Raw genomic sequence first — 24,423 nt, 5'->3', positions numbered from 1 at the left:
GTGAGCAGACCCGAGAGCCGGACCGAGACCGGCGCCGCCGGGCCCGCCGAGCCGGCCGGGCAGGCCCGGCCCGAGATCGCCGACCAGACCCCGGACGAGGCGGCCACGCGCGCCGCGTTCTTCGAGGCGTTCGGCGGGGTCCGCGGCATGGTCGAGACGACGGTGCCCGGCCTGGTCTTCGTCCTCAGCTACACGATCAACCGCTCCATCAACATCTCGGCGGTCGCCGCGCTGAGCATCTCCGCGGTGCTGGCCGTTTCCCGGCTGGTCCAGCGGGACACCCTCAAGCACGCGCTCAGCGGCGTCTTCGGGGTGGCCTTCGGCGCGGTCTTCGCGATGATCTCCGGGGACGCGAAGAACTTCTACCTGCCGGGCATGCTGTACACCCTGGGCCTCGGCGTGGCCTACGTCGGCACGGCGCTGGCCGGCGTCCCGCTGCTCGGCCTCATCCTGGGCCCGGTCTTCCGCGAGAACCTGTCCTGGCGCACCCGCAACCCCGGCCGCAAACGGGCCTACGTGCGGGCCAGCTTCATCTGGGGCGGCATCCTGCTGGCCAAGTCGGCGATCACCTTCCCCATCTACTTCTGGGGCGACGCGACCCAACTGGGTTGGCTCCGGGTCGCGTTGGGCATCCCGCCGTTCCTCGTCGCGGTCTACTTCACCTGGATCATCCTGGTGAAGGCCCCGGCGCCGATCGACGTGATCGCCGAGTGGGAGGAGAAGGAACGCCGCGAGTCCGCCGCGGCGGACTAGCCCACGCGGACCAGGTTTTCCCCCACCCACCCTCTTCCGGCTCGGCCGGCCCGCAGGGCCCCACCTGGCGGTTTCCCCGCCAGGTGGGGCCCTGCGGCCGTGTGCCGGGTCCCGACCAGGCTGAGGGGACGTGCTCCCACGCCAGGTTCTGCGCAAGGTTCCACTCCAGGTCCGGCTGCCAGTGTCGTGGGCGGTTCACACACCGGCCGCCCGACGCGCCAGACAGGGCGGCCATGGCCAGGAGGAGAGACGGATGTTGAAGAGGCTGGAGAGCCTGGGCGCCACGCTGCTCGAGCGGCTGGTGCCCTCGGTCGAGGCGTCAGCGGCGGCTGATTGTTACTACTTGTGCGTGGCGGGCTACTGGCACGAGTGCTGCGACGGTCAGGGATGTGACCGTTCCGAGAGCCCCTGCTGACACCTGGCCGGTCGCGTCGGGTGGCGCCGTCGTGGTGCCACCCGGCTGCCCGAGGGAGCCCGCCACGGTCGGGAGAGCCCGTGCGTGGGAGGGACACGGCGAACGGCATGAGCGGGGAGAGGGATGCAGTACGTGGTGATCGGGGTGCGCTGTCTCCTGGGCGGTGTCTTCCTGCTGTCGGTGATGAGCAAGGTCAGGGGGTCCGTTGCCTTCGACGCGTTCGTGGAATCGGTGAAGGCGATCTCGCCGACACCCGCCGCCCGGGCACGGTCGGTCGCTGGCCTGGTGGTGGCCGTGGAAGGCCTTCTGTGTGCCCTGCTGTTGGCACCCGTTCCCCGAACCCACCCGTGGGCGTTGGCCGGTGCCGTCGCCCTTCTGGTCGGCTTCGCACTCGCCATCGCGGCCTCCCTGCTGCGCGGGGTGCGGGAGCCTTGCCGCTGCTTCGGCACGTCCATGACCCCGCTGGGATGGCAGCACGTGGCGCGCAACGCGGTACTGGCGGGAATCGCGGTCTTCGCCGTGGCCGCCACACCGGAGTCACCCGCCATGCACGCCCAGGAAACGGCGACAGCGGTGGTGACGGGCCTGATCGCGGCACTGCTCGTCGCCTCCTTCGACGACCTGTTCGCCCTGTTTCACACTCCAGGGAGGGAGCCATGACCTACCAGACCTTGATCACACTGCTGGTCGGAGCACTGGGGGCACTGAATCTCGTGCTCGCCCTCGGCATCATCAGAAGGCTGCGGGAGCACACCGAACTCCTCGCCCAACGGCCGACCGGCAGCGGTGAGTCGACAGCCATCGCCGTGGGGGAACGGGTGGGGGACTTCGCGGCAGTCACCCGGGATGGCGCCGAGATCAGCACGGCGGACCTCGCGGAGAATGCCGTCGTGGCTTTCTTTTCCCCGGACTGCGGGCCCTGCCGTGACAGGCTGCCGTCGTTCGTGGAGTTCGCCCGGACCGTACCGGGCGGAGCGCGCCAGGTGCTCGCCGTGGTGGTCGACGTGGCGGGAGACGGGGCCGAGTTCGTGAGGTCGCTGGGCGAGGTGGCACGGGTGGTGGTGGAGAAGCCCGACGGCTCGGTCAGCGACGCCTTCCAGGTTCGGTCGTATCCGACGATCCTCCGCGTGACGAGGCGCGGCGACGACGTGCTGGTGGCCGACAATCGGCTGAGGTTCGAGGCACGGCTCGCGAAGGCGGGGCGGTGAGCGAGCCCTCCGCCGCGGGGCCGGGGACCGGTGGGCGGTCTTCGGCCCCGTCCGTCGGCAGACCGGTATCCGGGGTACGACTGCTCGGCATCGCGGCCACGCTGGCTGGGCGTGCCTGCCCGTTGGTGCTCGGCGTTCACACAGTGCTGGCACTCGCCGTCGGTCTCGTGCCGGTGATCGCCGCGTGGCTGACCAAGTGCCTGTTGGACGGTCTGGTGAACGGGGCCTCTCGTCGGGACCTGCTGGTGTTGGCCGCCGGCCTGGCGGCCATCGGACTGCTCGGACGGCTCGCTCCGCACGCGAGCAGGTACTGCAAGGCGGAGATGAACCGTCGGGTGGGGCTGCTCGCACAGCGCCGCCTGTTCGATGCCGTCAATGCGTACACCGGTCTCCGCCGGTTCGAGGATCCGCGCTTTCTCGACGAGCTCAGGTTGGCTCGGCAGGGCGGCGGCAGCAACCCGGGTCAGGCCGTGGACGGGATACTCGGCATCCTTCGTTCCGCAACCACCGTGGGCGGCTTCCTCGTCGCGTTGTGGCTGCTGAGTCCCTGGGCCGGTGCGTTCATCGTGATGACCAGCGCCCCGGCGTTGGTCGCGGAGATCGGCCTCTCGCGCCGGCGGGCTCGAACGATCTGGCGGGTGGGACCGGCCGAGCGCCGTGAGTTGTTCTACGGAAGCCTACTGTCGAGCGTTCAGGCGGCGAAGGAGGTACGGCTGTTCGGGATCGGCGACTTCCTCCGCGACCGCATGATCGCCGAGCGGTCCACCGTGAACGTGGCCAGCAGGGCCGTCGACTGGCGGGAGCTGTGGGTCCAGACCGCACTCGGCGCCCTGGCCGCGCTGGCCACGGCCGGTGGACTGTTGTGGGCCGTCGGTGCGGCGGCCACCGGCATGCTCACGGTGGGGGATGTCACGGTCTTCGCGGCGGCCGTCGCGGCTGTTCAGAGCTCTCTGGCAACCATCGCCGCCGATGTGGCGCGCACCCATCACGCGTTGGTGCTTCTCCGACACTACGTGGCGGTTGTCGACGCCGGCCCCGATCTTCCGCGGAGTGCCTCCCCCAGGCCCACCGCCGCACTGCGGCGGGGAATCGAGCTCCGCGACGTCTGGTTCCGCTACGCACCAGACCACCCCTGGACGCTGCGCGGCGTCGATCTGTTCATTCCGCACGGCACCTCCCTGGCCGTCGTCGGACGCAACGGCGCAGGGAAGTCGACACTCGTCAAGCTGCTGTGCCGGTTCTACGCCCCGCAACGCGGGCGCATCCTGTGGGACGGAGTGGACATCGCAGACATGTGTCCCGAGGAGCTGCGCCACCGCATCGGTGCGGTCTTCCAGGACTTCATGTCCTATGACCTGACGGTGACGGAGAACATCGCGCTCGGGGACCTGTCCGCGCTCGGCGACCCGGAACGCGTCAGGGCGGCGGCGCTTCGCGCCGGCGTGCACGACACGGTGTGCGGGCTCCCACGCGGGTACGACACGCTACTCTCCCGTTCCTTCTTCCTCGAGTCGGACAAGAAGGATCCGGAGACCGGGATCGTCCTGTCCGGCGGGCAGGCCCAGCGGCTGGCCCTCGCCCGGGCCTTCCTGCGTGATGGCCGGGACCTCCTCATCCTGGACGAGCCCTCAGCCGGCCTGGACGCGGAAGCCGAGCACGAGATCCACACGGCCATCAGGACCCATCGCGTGGGAAGAACCAGCGTGCTGATCTCACACCGTCTCGGCGCGGTACGGGAGGCCGACCTGATCGTGGTGTTGTCCGAGGGGCGCGTCCGGGAACAGGGGACCCACGACGGGCTGATGGCGGCCGGTGGCGAATACCGCCGACTCTTCTCACTCCAGGCGGCCGGCTACCGAGGCCATCGATCGGACGAACAGCCCGTTCCCGGGGGCACCTCATGACCCGACACGGCACCAACCGCCCCGCGCTGGCCTCGTGGTTGAACGCGCACCGGGCACAGCGCGCGAGGGCCGGGCGCACCCGCCGGGTCCAGTCGCTACTGCTCCTGGCCTTCGGCGGACTGGCGTCGATATCGGTGCCACTCGTCCAGGCCGGCAGGCCGATCGCCGCGGGCCTGGTCGCCTTCGCGGGGGTTTCAGGCGTCGTCGCCGGGCGCGGCCTCTGGCGGCGATGGGCCGTCGTCACCGTGCGCGGGCCGAGCATGGAACCCACGTATCAGCACGGCGATCGCGTGCTGGTGCGCCGGATCGCCCGACCACGGACGGGGCAGGTAGCCGTCGTGGAGCAGACCGTGCCCGGAACGCGGCGGGGCGGGCCACAGACCATCGGCGTCAGTACCTCGCCCGTGGCGGTGGGCGAACGATCCTGGCTGATCAAGCGTGTCGTCGCCGTGGCGGGTGAACCGGTGCCGCGCACCGCGGGTCCCGCGCTCGCCCGGGTGGGGGAGCCGCGGGTGCCGGAAGGCATGCTGGTGTTGCTCGGCGACAACGCGGAGGCGAGCGTCGACTCGCGAACTCTGGGCCTGTTCCCGGAGGACCGGGTTCTCGGCGTCGTCGTTCGTCGGCTGCCCGCCGGCGGACGAGTGCCGATCAGCTGAGCGGGGTGCCGCCTCCGCCGCGTGGCCAGCCCGCCGGGGTGTTCCATGACGCGCTGGGCCACAGCGTGGGGTCCGCGGTCAGCATCCGCTGATGCAGTCGAGCGAGCGGTGTACTCGGCTCGACCCCCAGCTCCTGCCTGATCCGGTGCCGGATCCGCCGGTACTGCTGGAGCGCCTCCGCCGCCCGGCCGCTCCGGTAGAGGGCCAGCATTAGTTGGCCGGCCAACTGCTCGTCCATCGGGTGGCGTTCGGCGCGCTCGACGAGCGTCGTCACGAGCTCGCCGTGAAGTCCCGCGCCGAGTTTGATGTTCGCCAGGCGTGCTTCGGCGGCGTGGCGCTGAAGCTCCAACTGCTCTCGGAGGGAGTTCAGCCAGGGCGTGTCCAGTCGGGTCAGGGCCTCTCCGTGCCAGAGCGCCGTCGCTCGTTCCAGCAGCGGCCGTGCCGCCACGTCGTCGAGCCTGCCGGCCGCGTCGATCCAGCGACGGAACCGGTGCAGGTCCACCGTCATGGGGTCGACGTGCAGCACGTAGCCACCGTGCCGGCGACCGATGGACACCTCGGTGACCGACCTCAGCGCCTGCCGTAATCGGGAGAGATAGCTGTACAGGGTGTCCCGTCCGCCACGGGGCCGCTCGTCGCCCCAGGCGCGCTCGAGGAGTTGGTCAGCCGTCACACAACGGCCGGCGTCGGCCAGCATGCTGGCCAGCAGAACGCGTTGGCGGGCATGACCCACGTCGACCGGGCATCCGCGTGCTCGGATGACCTCGAACTCCCCGAGAAGCCGGAACTCGACCGGCACGTGTGCCCCGGTGGTTCCACTCGCCGGGGCGGTGCTGAGGTCGTGCGGTTGGTTGCGGATCATGCCTCTCCTCGGCTCGACGGCGCGGGTGGCGCGGATGTCGGCGGCTCTGCTGCCCCGGAACCATTGCAGTAGCGGACTGGTTGATGGGCAGCCCCGTCCCCGGGGGCCGGTCAAACCGCGGGCCCTGTCGTGACGCGAAGGCGAGCGCGAGACTGAGTGAGGCGGAGCCGGCCGATTGATCGGCGTGGCGGATCCGGCTGCCAATCAATTCCCGAGCGGCTGGAATCGGGATGTCGTCGTCGCCGAGGAGGGAGAGGGATGGGGCGTCGGGAGAATCCACTGGATCCGACGGCGGGTCCCGTTGAGCGCTTCGCGTACGAGCTGCGCGAGTTACGGGGGACCGCCGGCCGTCCGACGTACCGGACGATGGCCGGGCGCGTCGCGTACGCGGCCGCGACGCTCTCGGAAGCCGCCTCCGGCGACCGGCTGCCGTCGTTGCCGGTCGCCCTGGCGTATGCGCGCGCCTGTGGCGGAGACGAGGCCGAGTGGGAGCGGCGCTGGCGTGCGGCCGCGGCGGCTTGCACGCTGTCGCCTCGTCAGGAGGACGGCGAGTCCCCGTACCTCGGGTTGACGCGGTTCGAGCCGGCGGATCGCGACAAGTTCTTCGGGCGGGAGCAACTCGTGGCCGACCTCGTCGGGCTGGTCCGTGACCGGCGCTTCGCGGTGCTGGTGGGCGCCTCGGGAAGCGGGAAGTCCTCCCTGCTGCGCGCCGGCCTCATCCCGGTTCTCCGCAGGGCGGAACCGGCCGCCGACCGCCCCGCCACCGTCCGGATCCTCACTCCCGGAGCCCAGCCCTGCCGCACCCACGCGGCAGCCCTGACGCCGGCGGGGCGGGCAGGTGACACCTATGTGATCGTGGACCAGTTCGAGGAGGCGTTCACCCTCTGCCAGGACCGGGAGGAGCGGGACCGTTTCCTCGACGCGCTGCTCTCGGCCGTCGAGCCCGACAGCCGGGTACGGGTGGTGGTGTCGCTGCGATCCGACTTCTACGGGCGCCTCGCCGAACACGTCGACCTGGCGGACGCGGTGCGCGAGACCACGTTGCTCGTCGGGCCCATGCGCCGGGAGGAACTGCGGGCCGCGATCGTCAAGCCCGCCGCCACCCAGGGGCTGATCATCCAACGGAGCCTGACCGCACGCGTCATCGCGGACGTCGACGGCGAGCCAGGCTGCCTGCCGCTGATGTCCCACGCCCTGCGGGAGACCTGGCGCCGCCGTCGCGGCCGCACCCTGACACTGACCGACTACGAGGGCACCGGCGGCGTGCACGGCGCCATCGCGCATACGGCCGAACTCCTCTACACCCGCCTCTCCGCCAGCCAGGCGGCGCTCGCCCGCCAACTGCTGCTCCGCCTCATCAACCCGGGAGAGAGCGCCCAGGACACCCGACGCCCGGCGCCGCGCCGAGAGCTGGACATGGGTGATCCCGCGGACACCGGTCACGTCCTGGACCGGCTGGCCCGCGCCCGGCTCATCACCGTCGACGAGGGCACCGTCGAGCTCGCCCACGAGGCACTCGTCACCGCCTGGCCGCGGCTTCGCTCATGGATCGACCAGGACCGCCAGCGCCTCCGCACCCACCGTCGGCTCACCGAGGCCGCCGCGAGCTGGCAGGAGTTGGACCGCGATCCGGGAGCCCTCTACCGCGGCTCCCGGCTCGCGGCGGCCGAGGACGCCTTCCCGCCCGAGCGGCACGAACAGCTCACCGCACTGGAACGGGCCTTCCTCACCACCAGCCGCGAGACCCGCCACCACGAGCGACGCGTGGCGACCCGGACCACCCGCCGGCTGCGCGCGCTCACCGGCACGCTGTCGCTCCTCCTCGTCTTCTCCCTGGTCGCCACCGTGGTGGCCATCCACCAGCAGCGGAACGCCAGCGCGGCGGAACGGATGGCCCGCTCCCGCCAACTCGCCGCCCAGTCCTCCGCGTTGATCGCCTCCGACCCCGACCTCGCCGCACTGCTCGCCGTGGAGGCGTACCGCACCAGCCCCACCACCGAGGCGACGTCCAGCCTCTACACCGCCGCGGCACTACCTCTGCGGCACCGCCTCGCCGGCCATGGCGAGCCGGTCCACGACCTGGCCTTCAGCCGGGACGGCGGCACGCTCGTCACCACCGGGGAGGACGGGACCCTGCGGCGCTGGGACACCGCCACCGGGGAACCTCTCGGGACGGCCCGCGTCCGTGCCCAGGGGGAGGCCCCCTACAGCGTCCTGAGCCCGGACGGCGTCACGTTCGCCGCCACCGGGCCGGACGAGGCGGTCCACCTGGGCGACGTGGTCACCGGCGAGGCGTCGACCCCGCTGGCCGCGCCGGGTGGCGGCGCGTGGCCGTTGGCCTTCACCCCGGACGGCACCGCCCTGGCCGCCCTGGTCTCGGGAGAGGCTGCCGTGCGCCTCTTCGACGCGGCCACCGGCGAGCCGCTCGACACCCCCGGCCTGCCCGTCACCTGGGGTGTCGTCGAGCTGTTCGGACCGAACGGAGGGACCCTGGCGGGCGCCTCCGCGGACGGCGTCCGGATATGGGACACCACGTCGGGCCGGGTGCGGACCACGCTCGACGTTCCGACCGACCAGCTGTCCGGGATCCCCGGGGCGCTGTCGTTCAGCCCGGACGGGCGTGCCCTGGCCGTGGCCGGCACGCCCGCCACGATCGGGATCCACGACGCGGAGTCCGGCCGGCTCCTGCGCACCCTCGACAACCCCAGGGGCGAGGTGGCCGAACTGGCGTTCAGCCCGGACGGCGCCACCCTCGCCGCGGCCGGCAGCGACGGCGAGATACGGCTGTGGGACGTGGCCACCGGGCGCACCCTGACCACGCTCACCGGCCACACCGACGCGGTGCGGACGGTGGCGTTCAGCCCGGACGGCGCCCTGCTGGCCACCGCCGGGGACGACGGCACGGCCCGGCTGTGGAACGTGCCCGTGGGCCGGGTCACCGCGATGCCGGGCATCGGGCACGCCATCTCCACCGCGGCGTTCAGCCCGGATGCCGCCACGCTGGCCACCGCCGGGGACGACGGACTGTTGCGCCTGTGGGACGTCGCCACCGGCCGGCCGCGCACCGCCCTCGTCGGCTACTCGGGTTTCGTCACGAGCGCCGCCTTCAGCTCGGACGGAACCACCGTCGTCACCCTCTCCAAGGGAGGCGTCACCCGGCTGTGGGACACCCGCACCGGCCGCCTGCGGGAATCGGTGCCGCTCGACGTCCTCCCGAACACGGCCGCGCTGAGCCCCGACGGATCCGTCATCGCGATGGCCCGCGAAGAACGGAAGGTCGTGCAGATCTTCGACAGGGAGACCTACTGGGTCCGGCTCACCCTCGACCACCCCACCGCCGTGCGGGTGTTGGCGTTCAGCCCTGACGGTGCCACGCTGGCCACCGCGGGCGACGACGGGGTGACCCGCCTGTGGGACGCGGGCACCGGTCGCCCCCGAGCCCTCCTGCCCGACCAGGGCGACCGGGTCCAGGCCTTGGCGTTCAGCCCCGACGGTGCCACGCTCGCCACCGCGGGCGACGACGGGACGATACGCCTGTGGGACGTGAGCACCGGCCGCACCCGAACCGCGCTCACCGGCCACACCGGCACCGTGCGATCCCTGGTGTTCAACCGCGAGAGCACCGCCCTCACCGCCGTGGAGGGGAACGGCACCCTCAGACGATGGCGGTTCACGCTGCCCGGCGCGGCGGAGGCCGGCCGGGCCATCTGCGGATCGGTCCGGCGGGACCTGACCGCGGAGGAGCGCTCCCTCTACCTTCCCGACGCGCCGACGAACCCGGTGTGCCCGCGCGACTAGGCCCTGTCCGGGCGGGAACGGCCGGCACGACCGGGTGGCCGGCCGGCACCGTCACAGCGACACCCACGCACCCCCGGCCGCCGAGGCGGCCAGCGCCTCGACCGCCTCCGCCGCCGCCACCGCGTCGGCCATCGTCGCGGGGTGGCGGTCCGGGGAGAGGAAGTCGGCGGCCTCGGCCACCTTCGAGTCGTCGTAGCTCATCGCGTTGCCCGCGCCCGGGTGGAAGCGGTCGTAGTCGCCGTCGCCGGGGGCGGCCGTCCATCGCGAGACCGGCTGGTTGAGGTAGGAGTCGCCGGTGCTCACCGCCAGTTCGCCGGGGCGGCGGAAGTCCCAGGCGAGCAGCCCCCTCGTGCCGTGCACCGAGAAGCCGTAGGCGTTCTGCTCGCCCACCGCCGCCCGGCTGGCCTCGAAGGTGACCGGGACGCCGCCCGCGGTGCGCAGCAGCGCGCAGACGTAGTCGTCGTTCTCCACCCGGCCCGTCTCGGCGTCCGCGGCCGCCGCGGGGTGAAGACGGCGGTCTCGGCGACCACGGCCGCCAGGTCGCCCAGCAGGAACCGCACCAGGTCGACGCCGTGCGAGGCCAGGTCGCCCAGCACCCCGCCGCCGCCGAGCCGGCGGGTGAAGCGCCAGCTGAGCGCGGCCCGGGGATGCGCCGCGTAGTCGGTGAGCAGCCGGCAGCGGGCGTGCGTCGGGGTGCCGATGGCGCCCTCCCCGAGCAGCGCCCTGGCCCTGGCCACCGCCGGGAACGTCCGGTAGTTGAAGCCGACGGCCGCCCGCACCCCGGCCCGTTCGACGGCCTCGGCGACCGCGCGGGCGTCGTCCGCCGTCAGGCCCACCGGCTTCTCGATCCACAGGTCGCGGCCCGCCTCGGCCACCGCCGTGCCGATCTCCCGGTGCAGCGCGTTGGGCGCCGTCACGCTGACCGCCCGCACCTCGGGGTCGGCGAGCAGCTCGCGCCAGTCCGCGTGGCGGCGGGCCGGCGCGAAGCGGGCGGCGAAGTCGTCCAGCTGCGCCGGCACCGGGTCGGCCACCGCCACCAGCCGGGGGCGGACGCCGAGTTCCGGGTAGTGGTGCGGCAGCCGGGCGTACGCGCGGGCGTGCACGTGCCCCATCCAGCCGGCGCCGATGACGCCCACACCGAGCTCCGTCACACCGTCAGAGTCCCTCATGTCAGGAGATTCTCAGGTGCGGATGTCCTGACAAGCAATCCCCGCGTCAGCGTTCCGGACGCGGCGAGAGCAACGTCCGCAGCTCCGGCTCGCGCGCCCCGGCCGCCACGAACAGCAGCTCGTCGCCCGCCGCCAGCGCGTCGTCCGGGTCCGGGATCAGCACCCGCGAGCCGCGGATGATCGTCACCAACGCCGTGTCCTGGGGCCAGGCCACCTCGCCCACCCGGGTGCCGACCAGCGAGGCGCCCTCCGGCAGCGTCAGCTCCATCAGGTTGGCGTCGCCCTGACTGAACCGCATCAGCCGCACCAGGTCGCCGACGCTCACCGCCTCCTCCACCAGCGCGGACATCAGCCGCGGCGTGGAGACGGCGACGTCGACGCCCCAGGAGTCGTTGAACAGCCACTCGTTGTTGGGGTGGTTGACCCGGGCCACCACCCGCGGCACCCCGTACTCGGTCTTCGCGAGCAGCGACACCACCAGGTTGACCTTGTCGTCGCCGCTCGCCGCGATCACCACCTGGCAGCGTTCGAGCGCCGCCTCGTCGAGCGTCGTGATCTCGCACGCGTCCGCCAGCAGCCACTCGGCCTCCGGCACCCGCACCACGGCCACCGCCTCGGGCGACTTGTCGATCAGCAGCACCTCGTGGCCGTTCTCCAGCAGCTCCCTGGCCACCGACCGACCCACCGCGCCGGCCCCGGCGATCACGACTCTCATGCCGGCTCCTCAGGTCCCCGCAGGCAGGCGGCCTCGACCTCGGCCACCCGGTCGCCGTACATCATCACGTGCACCAGGTCACCCTCCTGGAGCACCGTGCCGGCGGTCGGCAGCATCGCCTCGCCCAGCCGGGTCAGGAACGCCACCCGGACACCCGTGTGCTCCTGGAACTCGCTGACCCGGCGTCCGACCCAGCTCAGCGCCACGTGCACCTCGGAGAGCTGCACCCCGCCACTCGGGTCCCGCCACAGCGGCTCGGCGCCCGACGGCAGCAGCCGCCGCAGCATCTGGTCCGCGGTCCAGCGCACGGTCGCCACGGTCGGGATCCCGAACCGCTCGTACACCTCGGCCCGACGCGGGTCGTAGATGCGCGCCGTGACGTTCTCCACGCCGAAGACCTCGCGCGCCACCCGGGCCGCGATGATGTTGGAGTTGTCGCCGCTGCTGACCGCCGCGAAGGCCCCGGCCTCCTGCACGCCGGCCTCGGCGAGCGTGCCGCGGTCGAAGCCGAGACCGGTGACGCGGCGGCCGGCGAAGCGTGAGCCGAGACGGCGGAAGGCCGTGGGGTCCTGGTCGATGACGGCGACCGAGTGCCCCCGTTCCTCCAGGTTCTGGGCGAGGGCGGCGCCGACCCGCCCGCATCCCATGATCACGATGTGCATCGGTCTCCGTGCCTAGGTCGAGCGTCCTGCCGGTCGGGCAGGGACATCGCGTCGTACAGGGTCTTCCGTCGTACAGGTCTTCGCAGCGCACCACGCTACCGGGCGCTCGGGCCGCTGTCCGTTTCAGGGGGCCACCGGGCGTAACGTGGCCGCATGGCGGTCACCAAGCGCTTCCTGTTGGGCCGCGCGCTGCGTAGCGACACCCTGCGCGAGACCCTGCTGCCCAAGCGCATCGCCCTCCCGGTCTTCGCCTCCGACCCCCTCTCGTCCGTGGCCTACGCGCCCGGCGAGGTGCTGTTGATCCTCTCCATCGCCGGCCTCTCCGTCTACCACCACAGCGGCTGGATCACCCTCGCCATCGTGCTGCTGATGATCACCGTGGTGGCCTCCTACCGGCAGACCGTGCACGCCTATCCGGGTGGCGGCGGCGCCTACGCCGTGGCGGCCGCCAACTTCGGCCGCCGGGCCGGGCTCACGGTCGGCAGCGCGCTGCTCGTCGACTACGTGCTGACCGTCGCCGTCTCCGTCTCGGCCGGCATCGACAACCTCGGCTCCGCGATCGGTGTCGTCAAGGACCACGCCGTGCTCGCCGCGTTCGTGGTGATCGTCCTGCTGATGCTGCTGAACCTGCGCGGCGTCAAGGAGTCGGGCACCCTGTTCGCCATCCCCACCTACGCCTTCGTCGTCGCCGTGCTCGGCACCGTGGCGTGGGGCGGGTTCCGCTGGCTGGTGCTCGACGACCACATGCGCGCCCCCACCGCCCACTTCGAGATCGTGCCCGAGCAGACCGGCCTCTCCGCCCTCGCCATGGGTTTCCTGCTGCTCCGCGCCTTCTCCTCGGGCTGCGCGGCGCTCACCGGCGTCGAGGCCATCAGCAACGGGGTGCCGGCCTTCCGGGAGCCGAAGGAGCGCAACGCGGCCACCACGCTGCTCATCATGGGCACGCTGGCCACCACCATGTTCCTCGGGGTGATGGCGCTCGCCCTGCACACCGACGTGCACATGGCCGAGAACCCGGCCCGCGACCTGCTGATCGACGGCCGCCCCGCCGGCGACGGCTACCACCAGGAGCCGGTCATCGCCCAGGTCGGGGCCGCGGTCTTCGGCAGCGGCTCCTTCCCGTTCTTCGTGCTGGCCGCCGCCACCGCCCTGGTCCTCTTCCTGGCCGCCAACACCGCCTACAACGGCTTCCCGGTGCTCGGCTCGATCCTCGCCCAGGACCGCTACCTGCCCCGCCAACTCCACACCCGCGGCGACCGGCTCGCCTTCAGCAACGGCATCGCCTTCCTCACCCTGCTCGCCGCGCTGCTCGTCGCCGTCTTCGACGCCAACGTCAACCAGCTGATCCAGCTCTACATCGTCGGCGTCTTCGTCTCCTTCACCTTCAGCCAGAGCGGCATGGTCCGGCACTGGAACCGGCTGCTCGCCGCCGAGACCGACCGCCGGGCGCGCCGCCGGATGGCCAGGGCCAGGGCCCTCAACGGCTTCGGCGCCGGCCTCTGCGCGCTGGTGCTGGCCATCGTGGTGCTGACCAAGTTCACCCAGGGCGCCTGGGTGTCGCTGGTGGGCATGGCGCTCTTCTACTCCCTGATGAACGCCATCCGGCGGCACTACGACCGGGTCGCGGCCGAGCTCGCCCTCGACCCGTCGGAGAAGCGCCCCGACGTGCGCGCCTCCCAGGTGCACGCGGTCGTCCTCGTCTCCAAGATCCACAAGCCGACGCTGCGCGCCCTCTCCTACGCCAAGCTGCTGCGCGCCGACAGCCTGGTGGCGGTCACCATCGCCGTCGACCCGGAGGAGGCCGACGGACTCAGGGCCGAGTGGCGGCGCTGGGACCTCGACGTGCCGCTCCAGGTGCTCGAGGCGCCCTACCGGGAGATCACCCACCCCTTCGTCGGCTTCGTGAAGGAGCTGCGGCACCGGCACCCGAACGACGTGGTGAGCGTGATCATCCCCGAGTACGTGGTGGGCCGTTGGTACGAGGCGCTGCTGCACAACCAGAGCGCGCTGCGGCTCAAGGGCCGGCTGCTGCTGACGCCCGGTGTGACGGTGACCTCGGTGCCGTGGCAGCTCAGCTCGGCCGAGGCGGCGAAGGCGCGGCTCAGGCGCCGCGCCCCCTTCCACCCGCCGGGCCACGTCAGGCGCGGCTTCCACCGGCCGCATCTCCCGCACCTGCCGCACGTCCCGCACTGGCCGCACCGGAACGACGGGAACGGCGGCGGTTCGGAGGAGCGTCGGCGCCGGCCGTAGACTGGGCGGCCGCCCTCCCCTTCCACCAACAGGAGCCCGACCCCCCATGGCCAGCACGGACTCGTCCCCCACGACGCCCACCGCGGCGTCGCTCGCCGGCCAGGAGTACGAGGTCGAGGTGGGCCCGGTGGCGCACGGCGGCCACTGCGTGGCCCGCACCGCCGAGGGGCGGGTCCTCTTCGTCCGGCACACGCTGCCGGGCGAGCGGGTCGTCGCGCGGGTCACCGAGGGCCGCGAGGACTCCCGCTTCCTGCGCGCCGACGCCGTGGAGATCCTGGAGCCCGCCAAGGACCGGGTGCCCGCGCCCTGCCCCTACGCCGCCCCCGGGCGGTGCGGCGGCTGCGACTGGCAGCACGTCAAGCCGGGCGCCCAGCGTCGGCTCAAGGGCGAGGTGCTGGCCGAGCAGCTGGCCAAGCTCGCCGGGCTGACCGCGGAGGAGGCCGGCTGGGACGGCACCGTCGAGCCGGCCCCCGGCGACAAGGTGGAGCCCGGCGAGGTGCCCGCCTGGCGCACCCGGGTGCAGTACGCGATCGACGACGAGGGCCGGGCCGGCCTCCGCCGGCACCGCTCGCACGAGGTGGAGCCGATCGACCGCTGCCTGATCGCCGCCGAGGCCGTCACCGAGCTGGGCGTCGAGGCCCGCCGCTGGCCGGACATGGCCACCGTGGAGGCCGTCGCCGCGACCGGGTCGAACGACCGCATGGTGGTGCTCACCCCGCGTCCCGGCGGCCGGCTGCCGCTGGTGGAGCTCGACCGGCCGGTCTCCGTGATGCGCGCCGAGGAGGAGCGCGGGCGCGGCCCGCAGGCGCTGCACCGGGTGCACGGCCGGGCCTTCGTCCGGGAGCGGGCCGACGACCACACCTGGCGGGTCAGCGGCGGCGGCTTCTGGCAGGTGCACCACCAGGCGGCCGGGGTGCTGGTGGACGCGGTGATGCGCGGCCTCACCCCGCGCCGGGGCGAGACCGCCATCGACCTCTACTGCGGCGCCGGCCTCTTCGCCGGCGCGCTGGCCGACCGGATGGGGGAGCGGGGCGCGGTCCTCGGCATCGAGGCGTCCAAGCGCGCCGTCGAGGACGCCCGGCACAACCTGGCCGACTTCCCCCGGATCCGGATCGAACACGGCACGGTGGAGCGGGTGTTGCCGCGCACCGGGATCACCGAGGCCGACCTGATCGTCCTCGACCCGCCACGGGCCGGCGCCGGCCGCGACGTCGTCCGACACATCGCGCCCCTCGGCGCCCGCCGCATCGCCTACGTCGCCTGCGACCCGGCGGCCCTCGCCCGCGACCTCGCCCACTTCCGCGACGCCGGCTACGTCCCCCGCTTCCTCCGGGCCTTCGACCTCTTCCCGATGACCCACCACCTGGAGTGCGTGGCCATCCTGGAGCCGGTGGCGAAGCGGCGCCGCTGAGCGGCACGACCAGGACCTTCCGCGTGCACGCGTGCAGATGACTTGTGACAGATCGGCCATGGTTTGCCGGGGTTCCGTTCCCTAGGGTGACGGATCGCGGGAACTGATCATCTGGGCGCACGGGGGTGTTGGGGATGGGGCGGTCGTCTGACTGGTCGCCGGTCGACATGGACTCGGATCCGACGCCGGGTAGTCCGGACGAGGTGCGGACGTTGGCGGACCGGCTCCAGACGTTCGCCGACGATGTCGGCGAGGCGCTGGGCCGGGTGCGGGGGATGTCCGAGGACCGGGCCGTCATGGACTGGGCCGGGTTGTCGGCTGAGGCGTTCCGGTCGGAGTTCGACGGGGTGCCGGGCAACCTGGAGAAGCTGCGGACGTCGTACGACATGGCGGGGCAGGCGCTGCGGACGTACTGGCCGAAGTTGGAGACCGCCCAGGGCATGGCCGACCGGGCGCTCGATCGGGCGATCGCGGCGCAGGCCGATCTGACCTCCGCACAGGGCGCGTTGACCGACGCGCAGGACTGGGTGTCGCGGGCCGGGGACGAGGCGGACCGGCTGGAGCGCGAGGGCGAGCGGGAGGACGTGGAGCCGCCGTCCGAGGCGGAGGTGCGGGCCGCGACGCGGGACGCGACGGCCGCCGGGCAGGCGCGGTCCGACGCGCAGGGGCGGGTGGACGCGGCCGAGGAGGCGCTGTCGGCGGCGCGTGAACTCGCCCGGCAGGCCAAGGAGATGCGGGAGGACGCGGCCGGCGCCTGCGCCTCCAGCATCGACGAGGCGTCCGACGCCGGTATCCAGAACCGGCGTTGGTGGGAGGACGCGATCCACTGGGTGTCCGAGAACTGGGACACCATCGTCGAGATATGCAAGGTCGTCGTCGCGGTGCTGGGCATCGTGGTGATGATCATCGGCGGGCCGCTGGCCTGGGTGGTGTTGGCCGCCGCGCTCGTCGTCCTCGCCGACACCCTCTACGACTACGCCAACGGGGAAGCGTCGCTGTGGGACGTCGCGTTCGCCGCGCTGGACTGCATACCGGGCATGAAGGGCCTGACCACCCTCGGCGGCCTGGCTCGCGGCATGCGGTCCCTCGGCACCATGGGCCTGCGCGGCATGGCGCAGAACCTCGGAGGGCTCGCCCGGAGTGGCCGGCGCATGATCGGCGACGCGGCCGAGGGCGCCTACAGCCGCATGCAGAACCTCGTCAGGAGCGGCGGCACCGACCCCGTGGACCTGGCCACCGGCAGGATGTACCTGCCCCAGACGGACGTGGTGCTTCCGGGGACGCTGCCGCTGGTGTTCCAACGCCGCCTCGACTCCGGTTACCGCTCCGGCAGGTGGTTCGGGCCCACCTGGTCGTCGACCTGCGACCAGCGTCTCGAGGTGGACGAGCAGGGCGTCGTCCTCGTCACGGAGGACGGGCTCCTGCTGAGCTACCCGCACCCCCGGGGGCCGCTGGAGCCCGTCCTGCCGGACAGGGGGCCCCGCTGGCCGCTCACCCGACTGCCGGACGGCGACTACGAGATCACCACCCCGTCCGCCAGGCACACCCGCCGGTTCCGCAATCCCGGCGCCGGCCAGTTCGCGCTTCTCCACCGCGTCTCGGACCGCCGGGGCAACACGATCACCTTCGCCTACGACACGTCCGGCGCCCCGACCTCGATCCGGCACTCGGGCGGCTACCACCTCGGCGTGCACACCGAGGCCGGCCGCGTCACCGGACTCGACCTCGTGGGAGCGGGCCCCGACGGCTCCGACGTGCCGATCAAGCGATACGGATACACCGGCGGCAACCTCACCGAGATCGTCGGCTCCTCGGGGCGGCCACTCCACCTCGCCTACGACCACCGGCTGCGCGTCACGTCCTGGACGGACACCAACGGCAGCGCCTACACCTACGCCTACGACGACCAGGACCGCTGCGTCGCCGAAGGAGGCGAGGCCGGCCACCTCACCCTCGCCCTCGCCTACGACGGCACCGACCCCGCCTGGCCGGACCGGCGCGTCACCACCCTGACGACCGCGGAAGGCGCGGTGAGTCGCTTCGTCGTGGACGGGGCCTGCCAGGTCGTCGCCGAGATCGACGCCTGCGGTGGTGTCACCCGCCGCGAGTACGACGGCGACCACCACCTCGTCGCGCTCACCGACGCGCTCGGCCACACCACCCGACTGGATCTCGACGACACCGGTCAGCCGGTCCGCGTCACCCGCCCGGACGGCACCACGAGCGACTACACCTACGGCGAACACGCACTCCTCACCAGCGCCACCAAGGGCGAAGCCGGCACCTGGCACTGGGAGTTCGACCAGCAGGGCAACTGCACCGCGGCGTCCGACGCCACCGGGGCGACCACCCGGTACGACTACGACGACCTCGGCAGACTCACGGCGATCACCGGGCCGACCGGCGCGAGGACCGGGATCCGCTGCGACGCCGCCGGTCTCCCGGTCGAGTTCCGCGACCCGCTCGGCAACGTGGCGCGCAAGACCCGCGACGCCTTCGGGCGCGTCACGGCCGTGACCGACCCCCTGGGAGCGGTCACCCGGCTGTCCTGGACCGTCGAGGGACGCATCGCCCGGGCCGTCGACCCGAACGGCGGCGAGCGCCGCTGGACCTACGACGGCGAGGGCAACTGCCTCAGCTTCACCGACACCGCCGGCGCCGTCACCCGCTACGAGTACACCCACTTCGACCTGATGAGCGCCCGCGTCGAACCGGACGGCACCCGCTACGAGTTCACCCACGACGCGGCGCTGCGGCTGGTGGAGGTCCGCGATCCGCGCGGCCGCTCCTGGGAGTACGAGTACGACGCGGCCGGCCGCCTGGTCGCGGAAAGCGACTTCGACGGCCGACGGGTCAGCTACCGGCGCGATGCCGCCGGCCGCCTCGTCGCCCGGAGCAATCCCCTGGGGCAGACCGTCGGCTACGCCTACGACGCCCTGGGCCAGGTCACGGCGAAGAACGTCGACCGCACCGTCACCTCGTACGCGTACGACCCGATCGGGATGATGACGCGCGCCACCAGCCCCACGAGCGACATCCGCTGGCAACGCGACGCCATGGGCCGGGTGTTGACCGAGGCGGTCGACGGTCGCACGACCTCCTTCCGCTACGACACGGCAGGCCAGCGCGTGACGAGGACGACGCCCGCGGGCGTCTCCTCGGAGTACGCCTACGACGCGGCCGGCCGGCGCGTCGCCGTCGACACCGCGGGCCACCGCCTGGCCTTCGCACACGACGCCGCCGGCCGGGAGGTGTCCAGGGAGTTGGACTCCGGGCTCGGCCTGACGCGGACCTGGGACGTGATCGGCCGGCTCACGGAGCAGACGGTCACCGCGGGGGACCACCTGGTCCAGCGCCTCGCGTACACCTACGGCGCGGACGGCCATCTCCTCGGCGTCGACGACCACCTGCGCGGGGAGGCCACCTACACCCTGGACGGCGCGGGGCGCGTCACCCAGGTCCAGGGGCGCGACTGGTCGGAGCGCTACGCCTACGACGCGACCGGCAACCAGACCCACGCCTTCTGGCCGAGCCGCCACGGCGACGAGGAGACCCAGGGCGACCGCGAGTTCTCCGGCGGCCTGGTGACCCGAGCCGGCGGGGTGACCTACACCCACGACCGGGCGGGGCGCGTCGTGGAGCGGCGGAAGAAGCGGCTCTCCCGCAAGCCCGACGTCTGGCGCTACCGGTGGGACGCCGAGGACCGGCTGACGTCCACCACGACGCCCGACGGGACGGTGTGGCGCTACCGCTACGACCCGCTCGGCCGGCGCACCGCCAAGGAACGCCTGGCACCCGACGGCGCGTCCGTCGTCGAGCGGATCGACTTCACCTGGGACGGCACCACGCTCATCGAGCAGACCGCGACCGCCGCCGGCCGGTCGGGGCTCGTGACCACCACCTGGGACCACGAGGGCCTGCACCCCGTCGCCCAGGCCGAGCGCATCAGCGCCGCCGACGCGCCGCAGGAGGTCGTCGACGAGCGGTTCTTCGCCATCGTCACCGACCTCGTCGGCACCCCGACCGAACTCGTCGACGCCTCGGGCACCCTGGCGTGGCGCACCCGCTCCACCCTCTGGGGAACCACCGCCTGGCCGTCGGACAGCACGGCGTACACCCCCCTGCGGTTCCCCGGTCAGTACCTCGACCCCGAAACCGGCCTCCACTACAACCTCAACCGCCACTACGACCCCGAGACGGCCCGCTACTCCTCGCCCGACCCCCTCGGGCTCGCCGCCGCCCCGAACGCCGTCGCCTACGTGCGGAATCCGCACACCGTCTCCGACCCGCTCGGGCTCGCTCCCTGCGGCGGCGCGGTCGACTTCATGGACGGCGCGGACAACTACATCCCGTCCGGCGCCCCCGTCACCCACGGCCCGAACGGCACCCTCATCGGCTCGGACGCCAGGAGCGTGCGGAACTTCCAGAACGTGCTCAACGAGGGACAGCACGACGTGGTGGCACACGGCTCCAGGGACGGATTCCTCGAACTTCCCGGCGGACCGGTGAACGGCGGACAGATCGTCGACGCGGTGACCAACAACCCCCACTACGCGGGGCAGGACATTCGGCTCATGGTGTGCCACTCCGGCTCCGACTCGTCGGGTATCGCCCAACAGGTGGCCAACGAACTGGGTGTTACAGTCAGGGCGCCCACGGACAGGGTGGGAACACAGCCAGCACTCGGACCAGGGCAGACACCGGTGATCGACAACAACGGTTCGTGGCGGATCTTCCTGCCCATCGTCTCGGCGTGACGAAGGACGACGCGTGATCTACCTCGGCTTCTACCGCGAACTCGGACCCACGGGCCCGGAGGACGTGTACCGGACCAGCGTCCACGACGCCATCGCGCCCAAGGCGGACTATCCCGCCGGCGCGGTGGCGGAGTACCTGGAGGCGGGACACCCCATCCTGGACGTCACCGAGTTCACGAGCGACGTGGTCGCCGGCGCCTTCGGAGTCCCCGGCGGATCGTCGGTCATGACCGACGGTGACTTCGCCTGGCGCTTCGACCTCGTCGACTACGTCAAGGTGTACTCACCGCGGCTGCCGGAGGAGTTCCTGGAGCGCGCGACGGCCGGGGCGGGTGCGATGCCCCGACTGAGCCGCGAGCGGCTGATCGCCCTCACCCACGAGATCTCCGCCGACCTGGGATTCCGCCGGGGCTGACCGGCTCAGCGGGTCGGATTGCTGCTCCGGGCGTTCACCACCGCGAGGCGGGCGTGGAGCACTTCCTCCGGGCTTATGGGACGGATGTCGCCCGGGGCGACGTCCCACTCGCGTCCGCCGCCGAGCGGGCGGAGCTGGTAGCAGGGGCCGACGTGCCCCATGACGACGCCGACCCGGTCACGCGACGTGTCGTGCACGGTCGTGCCCACGGCAGGTACGTCCCCGACCGTCATGATTCGCTCACTCCTTCGGGTGCCACTCACGCGGATTCCCGGCTCCGGCGACATGATCGAAGTACCGTGCGCGACGGGGCCATTACGAGGATGCGTCCGCCGCGGGGTGGGCACGCCGTACGGCGGGCCGGGATTCCCGGGCGGGCCTGGCACGTTCCACACGTTCCACGGGAGGCGCGCATGCCGACGAGACGAGTGATCACCGGGCGGAGTCGAGAACCACGTGCCCGCTTCGCGGAGGAACTGCGCCGCCTGCGGGCCGAACGTGGTGACAGCCTGCGCCTGCTCGGTGAACGGCTGGGCTGGGACTGGTCGTTGTTCGGCAAGATGGAGAAGGGCGAGACGCTGGGTGGCCCGGAGGTCGTCCTGGCGTTGGACCAGTACTACGGGACGCCGGGGCTGTTGATCGCGCTGTGGGAACTGGCGGTCAGCGACAAGTCACAGTTCCGCGAGCAGTACCAGCGCTACATGGCTCTGGAAGAGCGGGCGACGAGCCTGTGGCACTTCGCGGTGAGCGTGCTGCCTGGTCTGCTTCAAACGCCGGAGTATGCACGGGAACTGCTGGCGGCAGGTGGTCTCAAAGGGGAGGAACTGGAACAGCAGGTCGATGCGCGGATGGGCCGACGGGAACTGTTGGAAGGCGATGACGCACCGCCGTTCCGGACGGTCCTGTCGGAGGCGGTGCTCCGGACGCCGCTGCGGGACCCGAGGGCGTGGCGGGCACAGTTGGAGTACTTGGCCGAGATGGGGGAGCGGTCGAACGTGACGATTCATGTCCTCCCGCTCAGCGCTGGGCTGCATGGTCTGGTGAGCGCCGACATGTGGTACCTGCGGCTGCCGGACGGCAGTACCGTGGCGTACACGGAGAACGGGTATCGGGGCGAAGTCATCGAAGAGGCCACAGCTGTTGGGCGACTTCAGCTCAGCTACGATTCCGTGCGCGACCTGGCCCGCACCCCGACTGAGTCGCGGAAATTCGTCCTGCGCGAGTTGGAGGAAGTGACGTGCGATCCGTCGACCTGAGCGTCGCCACCTGGCGCAAGAGCAGCTACAGCAATCAGGACGGTGGTGCCTGCGTCGAAGTCGCCGATGACCTCGCCGCCGTCGTGCCCGTGCGGGACAGCAAGGACTCGACCGGTCCCGTGCTCGCCTTCGCCGTCGGTGGCTGGTCGTCGTTCGTCGCGGCCGTTCGAGGCGGCGGGTTGGTCGGCTGACGTCCGTGTGCGGTTGCAACCCGCTGGCGCTGGGTAGTTGAGGTTTTGCTGAGCCTTGAGGTTCCTCTGAGGTAGCCTGCCGATCGCAGGCGCTACCGTATGCGCGCAGGTGGTGTGTTACGGCCAACACATCACGCAGCCGGGCGTTCACCGCTTCGACCCGAGATGTCGTCCCGTCACGTTCGGCTGTTTGCTACACAACTGATACGAGATCTTTGATGCGCCCACACCGACTCTGTCGGATCATGGGCGAGGCATGCGGGGGCGTGTGCCTTCACGAATCACGGCATCGCTGCCCGACCAGCAGAGTGCGAAAGTGAGGGAACGATGTTCGAAGAAGTCAAGCTCGATGTCACTGAGGCCGAGCGCGTCAGGGGAATCATCGACACGGCCTTCGGCGACATGGCTCAGGTGTCGACGGGTATCGGCGGCCACGCCGCCAACTTCGGCGCGGCCTACACCGGCGGTGGCACCGCGCGCGGCATGGAGACCTACGAGGGGCTCGGCCGGGCCGGCCAGGCGCTCGCCGAGGCGCTCAACGGGCTCGCCCAGGACATGGGGTTGACCGCGAACACCGGTCGCGAGACGGACGCGGACGCCGAGAGCGCCGTGAACCAGGTGACCGTCTACGACCCGCGGATCTCCGCGGCGATCTGACCGCCGCCCCGACCACACCCACCAAGCGAGCAATCAGGAGGAGTTGTCATGCCGAACGACGGCCTGATCCACTTCCGCAGTGGCAACCTGACCGACATCCAGTCGCAGACCACCGGTCAGCAGGAGCAGTACATCGCCATCTGGGACAACGTGCGCACCCAGTTGCTCGGCCTCGTCGAGGCCGGGCTGGTGGACGCCCAGGTGGGCTCGGTGCTCCAGGAGCGCGACCAGATATTCCGGCGCGAGGCGACCGGGTTCGACGACAGCGTGCTCGCGCAGAACACCGCGGTGCGCAACGTCCAGAACATCGGTATCGAGGGTGGCGCCGCGATGGTGCGCGCCGCTCGGGGCGGGGCCTGACGGCGCCCATTCACGGGGAGTTGGGCACATGACCACGTTGAACATCGGCGCCCTCAACGGCGCCGAGAGAGGTGCCTCGGACCGCGACGGACTTGTGGCGATGCGGACCAGCTTCGCGCAGATCGCGTCCGACGTCACGATGTTCGGCGACGTGCCGAACGCGGCCAAGGCGTCCGCGGCGCTGGAGACCGCGGCCCGCGCCATGCTCCGCGAGTTGCAGCGTAGCGGGCGCACCGTGGACGACATCCGACTCAGCGCCGCGGAGGCCGCCGGCATCGGTGAGGACACCGACGCGGCGGCCGAGGCGGAGTTGGGGAAGGTGCCGCTCAAGGACGCCACCAGCTTCGACGACCGCATGGAGGAGAACCACCCGACCAGGCCGCGCGAGTACCGGCGGTCCACCCTGATCATTCCGGGCAGGTGATCGGGCATGGCTGGTGCTGAGCAAGCGTTCTACAAGTCGATCAACGACATCATGAGCGCCCGCTACTTCCACATGCGGGCGGCGGCCGGTGCCTGGATGGCGTTGGCCAGGGCGGCCGGCGCGGAGAGCGGTGCGCTGTCCGGCTCCGCGAGCGAGGCCGAGTCCCAGGAGGGCCTCGGCCTGCTGGAGCTCGCTGACCGGATGAACGCGGTCAGCGGTTGGGCCGAGGGCGCGGGGGCCGTGGCCCAGCAGATCGCGGACCAGTTGTCGCGGGCCGGCGAGCGGTCGGCCCAGGCGACGGAGCGAGCGGTCGAGCTGGACGTCGAGTTCTCCGAGGTCAACGCCTGGGAGCAGCAGCGGATCGACGTGATCGACGTCGGTATGGGCGTGATCCGTACCAACGAGGTCGCGGACGATCGGCGCGACGCGTTGCGGCGGCAGGCCGAGGCCGTACTGGATGCGCTGGGCGACGAGTTCGCCCGGGTCATCGGTGCGGAGCCGCCGCCGGCGCCCGAGGGCGGCGCCGGCGACAACACCTTCTCCGCGGCCGCCTCCAACGG

The 24,423-nt window shown here is 72.1% G+C and carries 20 protein-coding genes and 1 pseudogene; 16 read left to right on the top strand and 5 right to left on the bottom strand.

Going from position 1 to position 24,423, the window contains the following annotated elements; translation table 11 throughout:
• From E1283_RS03875 to E1283_RS03855, 5 genes are all read left to right on the top strand, one after another.
• The gene (locus E1283_RS03875; protein WP_132816431.1) at nt 1-753 is read left to right on the top strand and encodes a DUF3159 domain-containing protein; all 753 of its coding nucleotides are present in this window, start codon (nt 1-3) and stop codon (nt 751-753) included.
• A 538-nt stretch (nt 754-1,291) separates the two neighbouring features.
• Nucleotides 1,292-1,828: a MauE/DoxX family redox-associated membrane protein gene (locus E1283_RS03870; protein ID WP_132816430.1), complete on the top strand. Its 537-nt coding sequence runs from the start codon at nt 1,292-1,294 to the stop codon at nt 1,826-1,828.
• Nucleotides 1,825-2,376, top strand: a complete 552-nt coding sequence (locus E1283_RS03865; RefSeq protein WP_132816429.1) for a TlpA disulfide reductase family protein — start codon at nt 1,825-1,827, stop codon at nt 2,374-2,376. Before E1283_RS03870 ends, E1283_RS03865 begins: the two co-directional genes overlap by 4 nt.
• Nucleotides 2,377-2,519: 143 nt before the next feature.
• Nucleotides 2,520-4,280, top strand: a complete 1,761-nt coding sequence (locus E1283_RS03860) for an ABC transporter ATP-binding protein (protein WP_243744579.1) — start codon at nt 2,520-2,522, stop codon at nt 4,278-4,280.
• Nucleotides 4,277-4,936 carry a S26 family signal peptidase gene (locus E1283_RS03855; RefSeq protein WP_132816427.1) on the top strand — a complete coding sequence of 220 codons (660 nt, stop codon included), beginning with the start codon at nt 4,277-4,279 and terminating at the stop codon, nt 4,934-4,936. Before E1283_RS03860 ends, E1283_RS03855 begins: the two co-directional genes overlap by 4 nt.
• Here E1283_RS03855 and E1283_RS03850 read toward each other — a convergent pair.
• Nucleotides 4,929-5,798, bottom strand: a complete 870-nt coding sequence (locus E1283_RS03850; RefSeq protein ID WP_132816426.1) for an AfsR/SARP family transcriptional regulator — start codon at nt 5,796-5,798, stop codon at nt 4,929-4,931. The genes E1283_RS03855 and E1283_RS03850 overlap by 8 nt on opposite strands.
• Nucleotides 5,799-6,056: 258 nt before the next feature.
• Between E1283_RS03850 and E1283_RS03845 the strand changes: the two genes are divergently transcribed.
• The gene (locus E1283_RS03845; RefSeq protein ID WP_132816425.1) at nt 6,057-9,596 is read left to right on the top strand and encodes an nSTAND1 domain-containing NTPase; all 3,540 of its coding nucleotides are present in this window, start codon (nt 6,057-6,059) and stop codon (nt 9,594-9,596) included.
• Between the two features lie 51 nt (nt 9,597-9,647).
• Here E1283_RS03845 and E1283_RS03840 read toward each other — a convergent pair.
• The 3 genes and pseudogenes from E1283_RS03840 to E1283_RS03830 form a co-directional block, all read right to left on the bottom strand.
• A pseudogene (locus tag E1283_RS03840) lies at nt 9,648-10,765 on the bottom strand (Gfo/Idh/MocA family protein).
• Between the two features lie 46 nt (nt 10,766-10,811).
• Nucleotides 10,812-11,480: a potassium channel family protein gene (locus tag E1283_RS03835; protein ID WP_132816424.1), complete on the bottom strand. Its 669-nt coding sequence runs from the start codon at nt 11,478-11,480 to the stop codon at nt 10,812-10,814.
• Entirely contained in the window at nt 11,477-12,142 is a 666-nt protein-coding gene (locus E1283_RS03830) for a potassium channel family protein (protein ID WP_132816423.1), read from the bottom strand. Before E1283_RS03830 ends, E1283_RS03835 begins: the two co-directional genes overlap by 4 nt.
• A gap of 153 nt (nt 12,143-12,295) precedes the next feature.
• Between E1283_RS03830 and E1283_RS03825 the strand changes: the two genes are divergently transcribed.
• The 4 genes from E1283_RS03825 (at nt 12,296) to E1283_RS03810 (ending at nt 20,975) form a co-directional block, all read left to right on the top strand.
• On the top strand, nt 12,296-14,392 hold the full coding sequence (locus E1283_RS03825; RefSeq protein ID WP_132816422.1) for an APC family permease: 2,097 nt from the start codon (nt 12,296-12,298) through the stop codon (nt 14,390-14,392).
• 46 nt (nt 14,393-14,438) lie between these two features.
• Nucleotides 14,439-15,803, top strand: coding sequence for a class I SAM-dependent RNA methyltransferase (locus E1283_RS03820; RefSeq protein WP_132816421.1), 1,365 nt, complete (start codon nt 14,439-14,441; stop codon nt 15,801-15,803).
• A gap of 134 nt (nt 15,804-15,937) precedes the next feature.
• Entirely contained in the window at nt 15,938-20,560 is a 4,623-nt protein-coding gene (locus E1283_RS03815; RefSeq protein ID WP_132816420.1) for a DUF6531 domain-containing protein, read from the top strand.
• Between the two features lie 13 nt (nt 20,561-20,573).
• The gene (locus E1283_RS03810) at nt 20,574-20,975 is read left to right on the top strand and encodes a hypothetical protein (protein WP_132816419.1); all 402 of its coding nucleotides are present in this window, start codon (nt 20,574-20,576) and stop codon (nt 20,973-20,975) included.
• 5 nt (nt 20,976-20,980) lie between these two features.
• Here E1283_RS03810 and E1283_RS03805 read toward each other — a convergent pair whose 3' ends face one another.
• Nucleotides 20,981-21,208, bottom strand: a complete 228-nt coding sequence (locus tag E1283_RS03805; RefSeq protein ID WP_132816418.1) for a hypothetical protein — start codon at nt 21,206-21,208, stop codon at nt 20,981-20,983.
• 180 nt (nt 21,209-21,388) lie between these two features.
• Between E1283_RS03805 and E1283_RS03800 the strand changes: the two genes are divergently transcribed.
• The 6 genes from E1283_RS03800 to E1283_RS03775 form a co-directional block, all read left to right on the top strand.
• A complete protein-coding gene (locus tag E1283_RS03800) occupies nt 21,389-22,231 on the top strand; it encodes a helix-turn-helix domain-containing protein (RefSeq protein ID WP_132816417.1) in 843 nt (280 codons plus the stop codon).
• Nucleotides 22,213-22,422, top strand: coding sequence for a DUF397 domain-containing protein (locus tag E1283_RS03795; protein ID WP_132816416.1), 210 nt, complete (start codon nt 22,213-22,215; stop codon nt 22,420-22,422). Before E1283_RS03800 ends, E1283_RS03795 begins: the two co-directional genes overlap by 19 nt.
• Before the next feature lie 327 nt (nt 22,423-22,749).
• Nucleotides 22,750-23,079: a hypothetical protein gene (locus E1283_RS03790; protein ID WP_132816415.1), complete on the top strand. Its 330-nt coding sequence runs from the start codon at nt 22,750-22,752 to the stop codon at nt 23,077-23,079.
• A gap of 48 nt (nt 23,080-23,127) precedes the next feature.
• Nucleotides 23,128-23,439 (top strand): hypothetical protein, encoded by a 312-nt coding sequence (locus E1283_RS37015; protein WP_165956004.1) that lies wholly within the window; start codon nt 23,128-23,130, stop codon nt 23,437-23,439.
• Nucleotides 23,440-23,467: 28 nt separating this feature from the next.
• Nucleotides 23,468-23,863 carry a hypothetical protein gene (locus E1283_RS03780; protein ID WP_132816414.1) on the top strand — a complete coding sequence of 132 codons (396 nt, stop codon included), beginning with the start codon at nt 23,468-23,470 and terminating at the stop codon, nt 23,861-23,863.
• 6 nt (nt 23,864-23,869) lie between these two features.
• Nucleotides 23,870-24,423: hypothetical protein (locus E1283_RS03775; RefSeq protein WP_132816413.1), on the top strand; the 554-nt coding region annotated here is incomplete at its 3' end.

The sequence above is a fragment of the Streptomyces hainanensis genome, from assembly GCF_004348415.1.
In the GTDB taxonomy this organism is placed as follows: domain Bacteria; phylum Actinomycetota; class Actinomycetes; order Streptomycetales; family Streptomycetaceae; genus Streptomyces; species Streptomyces hainanensis.
This window is presented reverse-complemented; position numbering and strand designations above follow the sequence as displayed.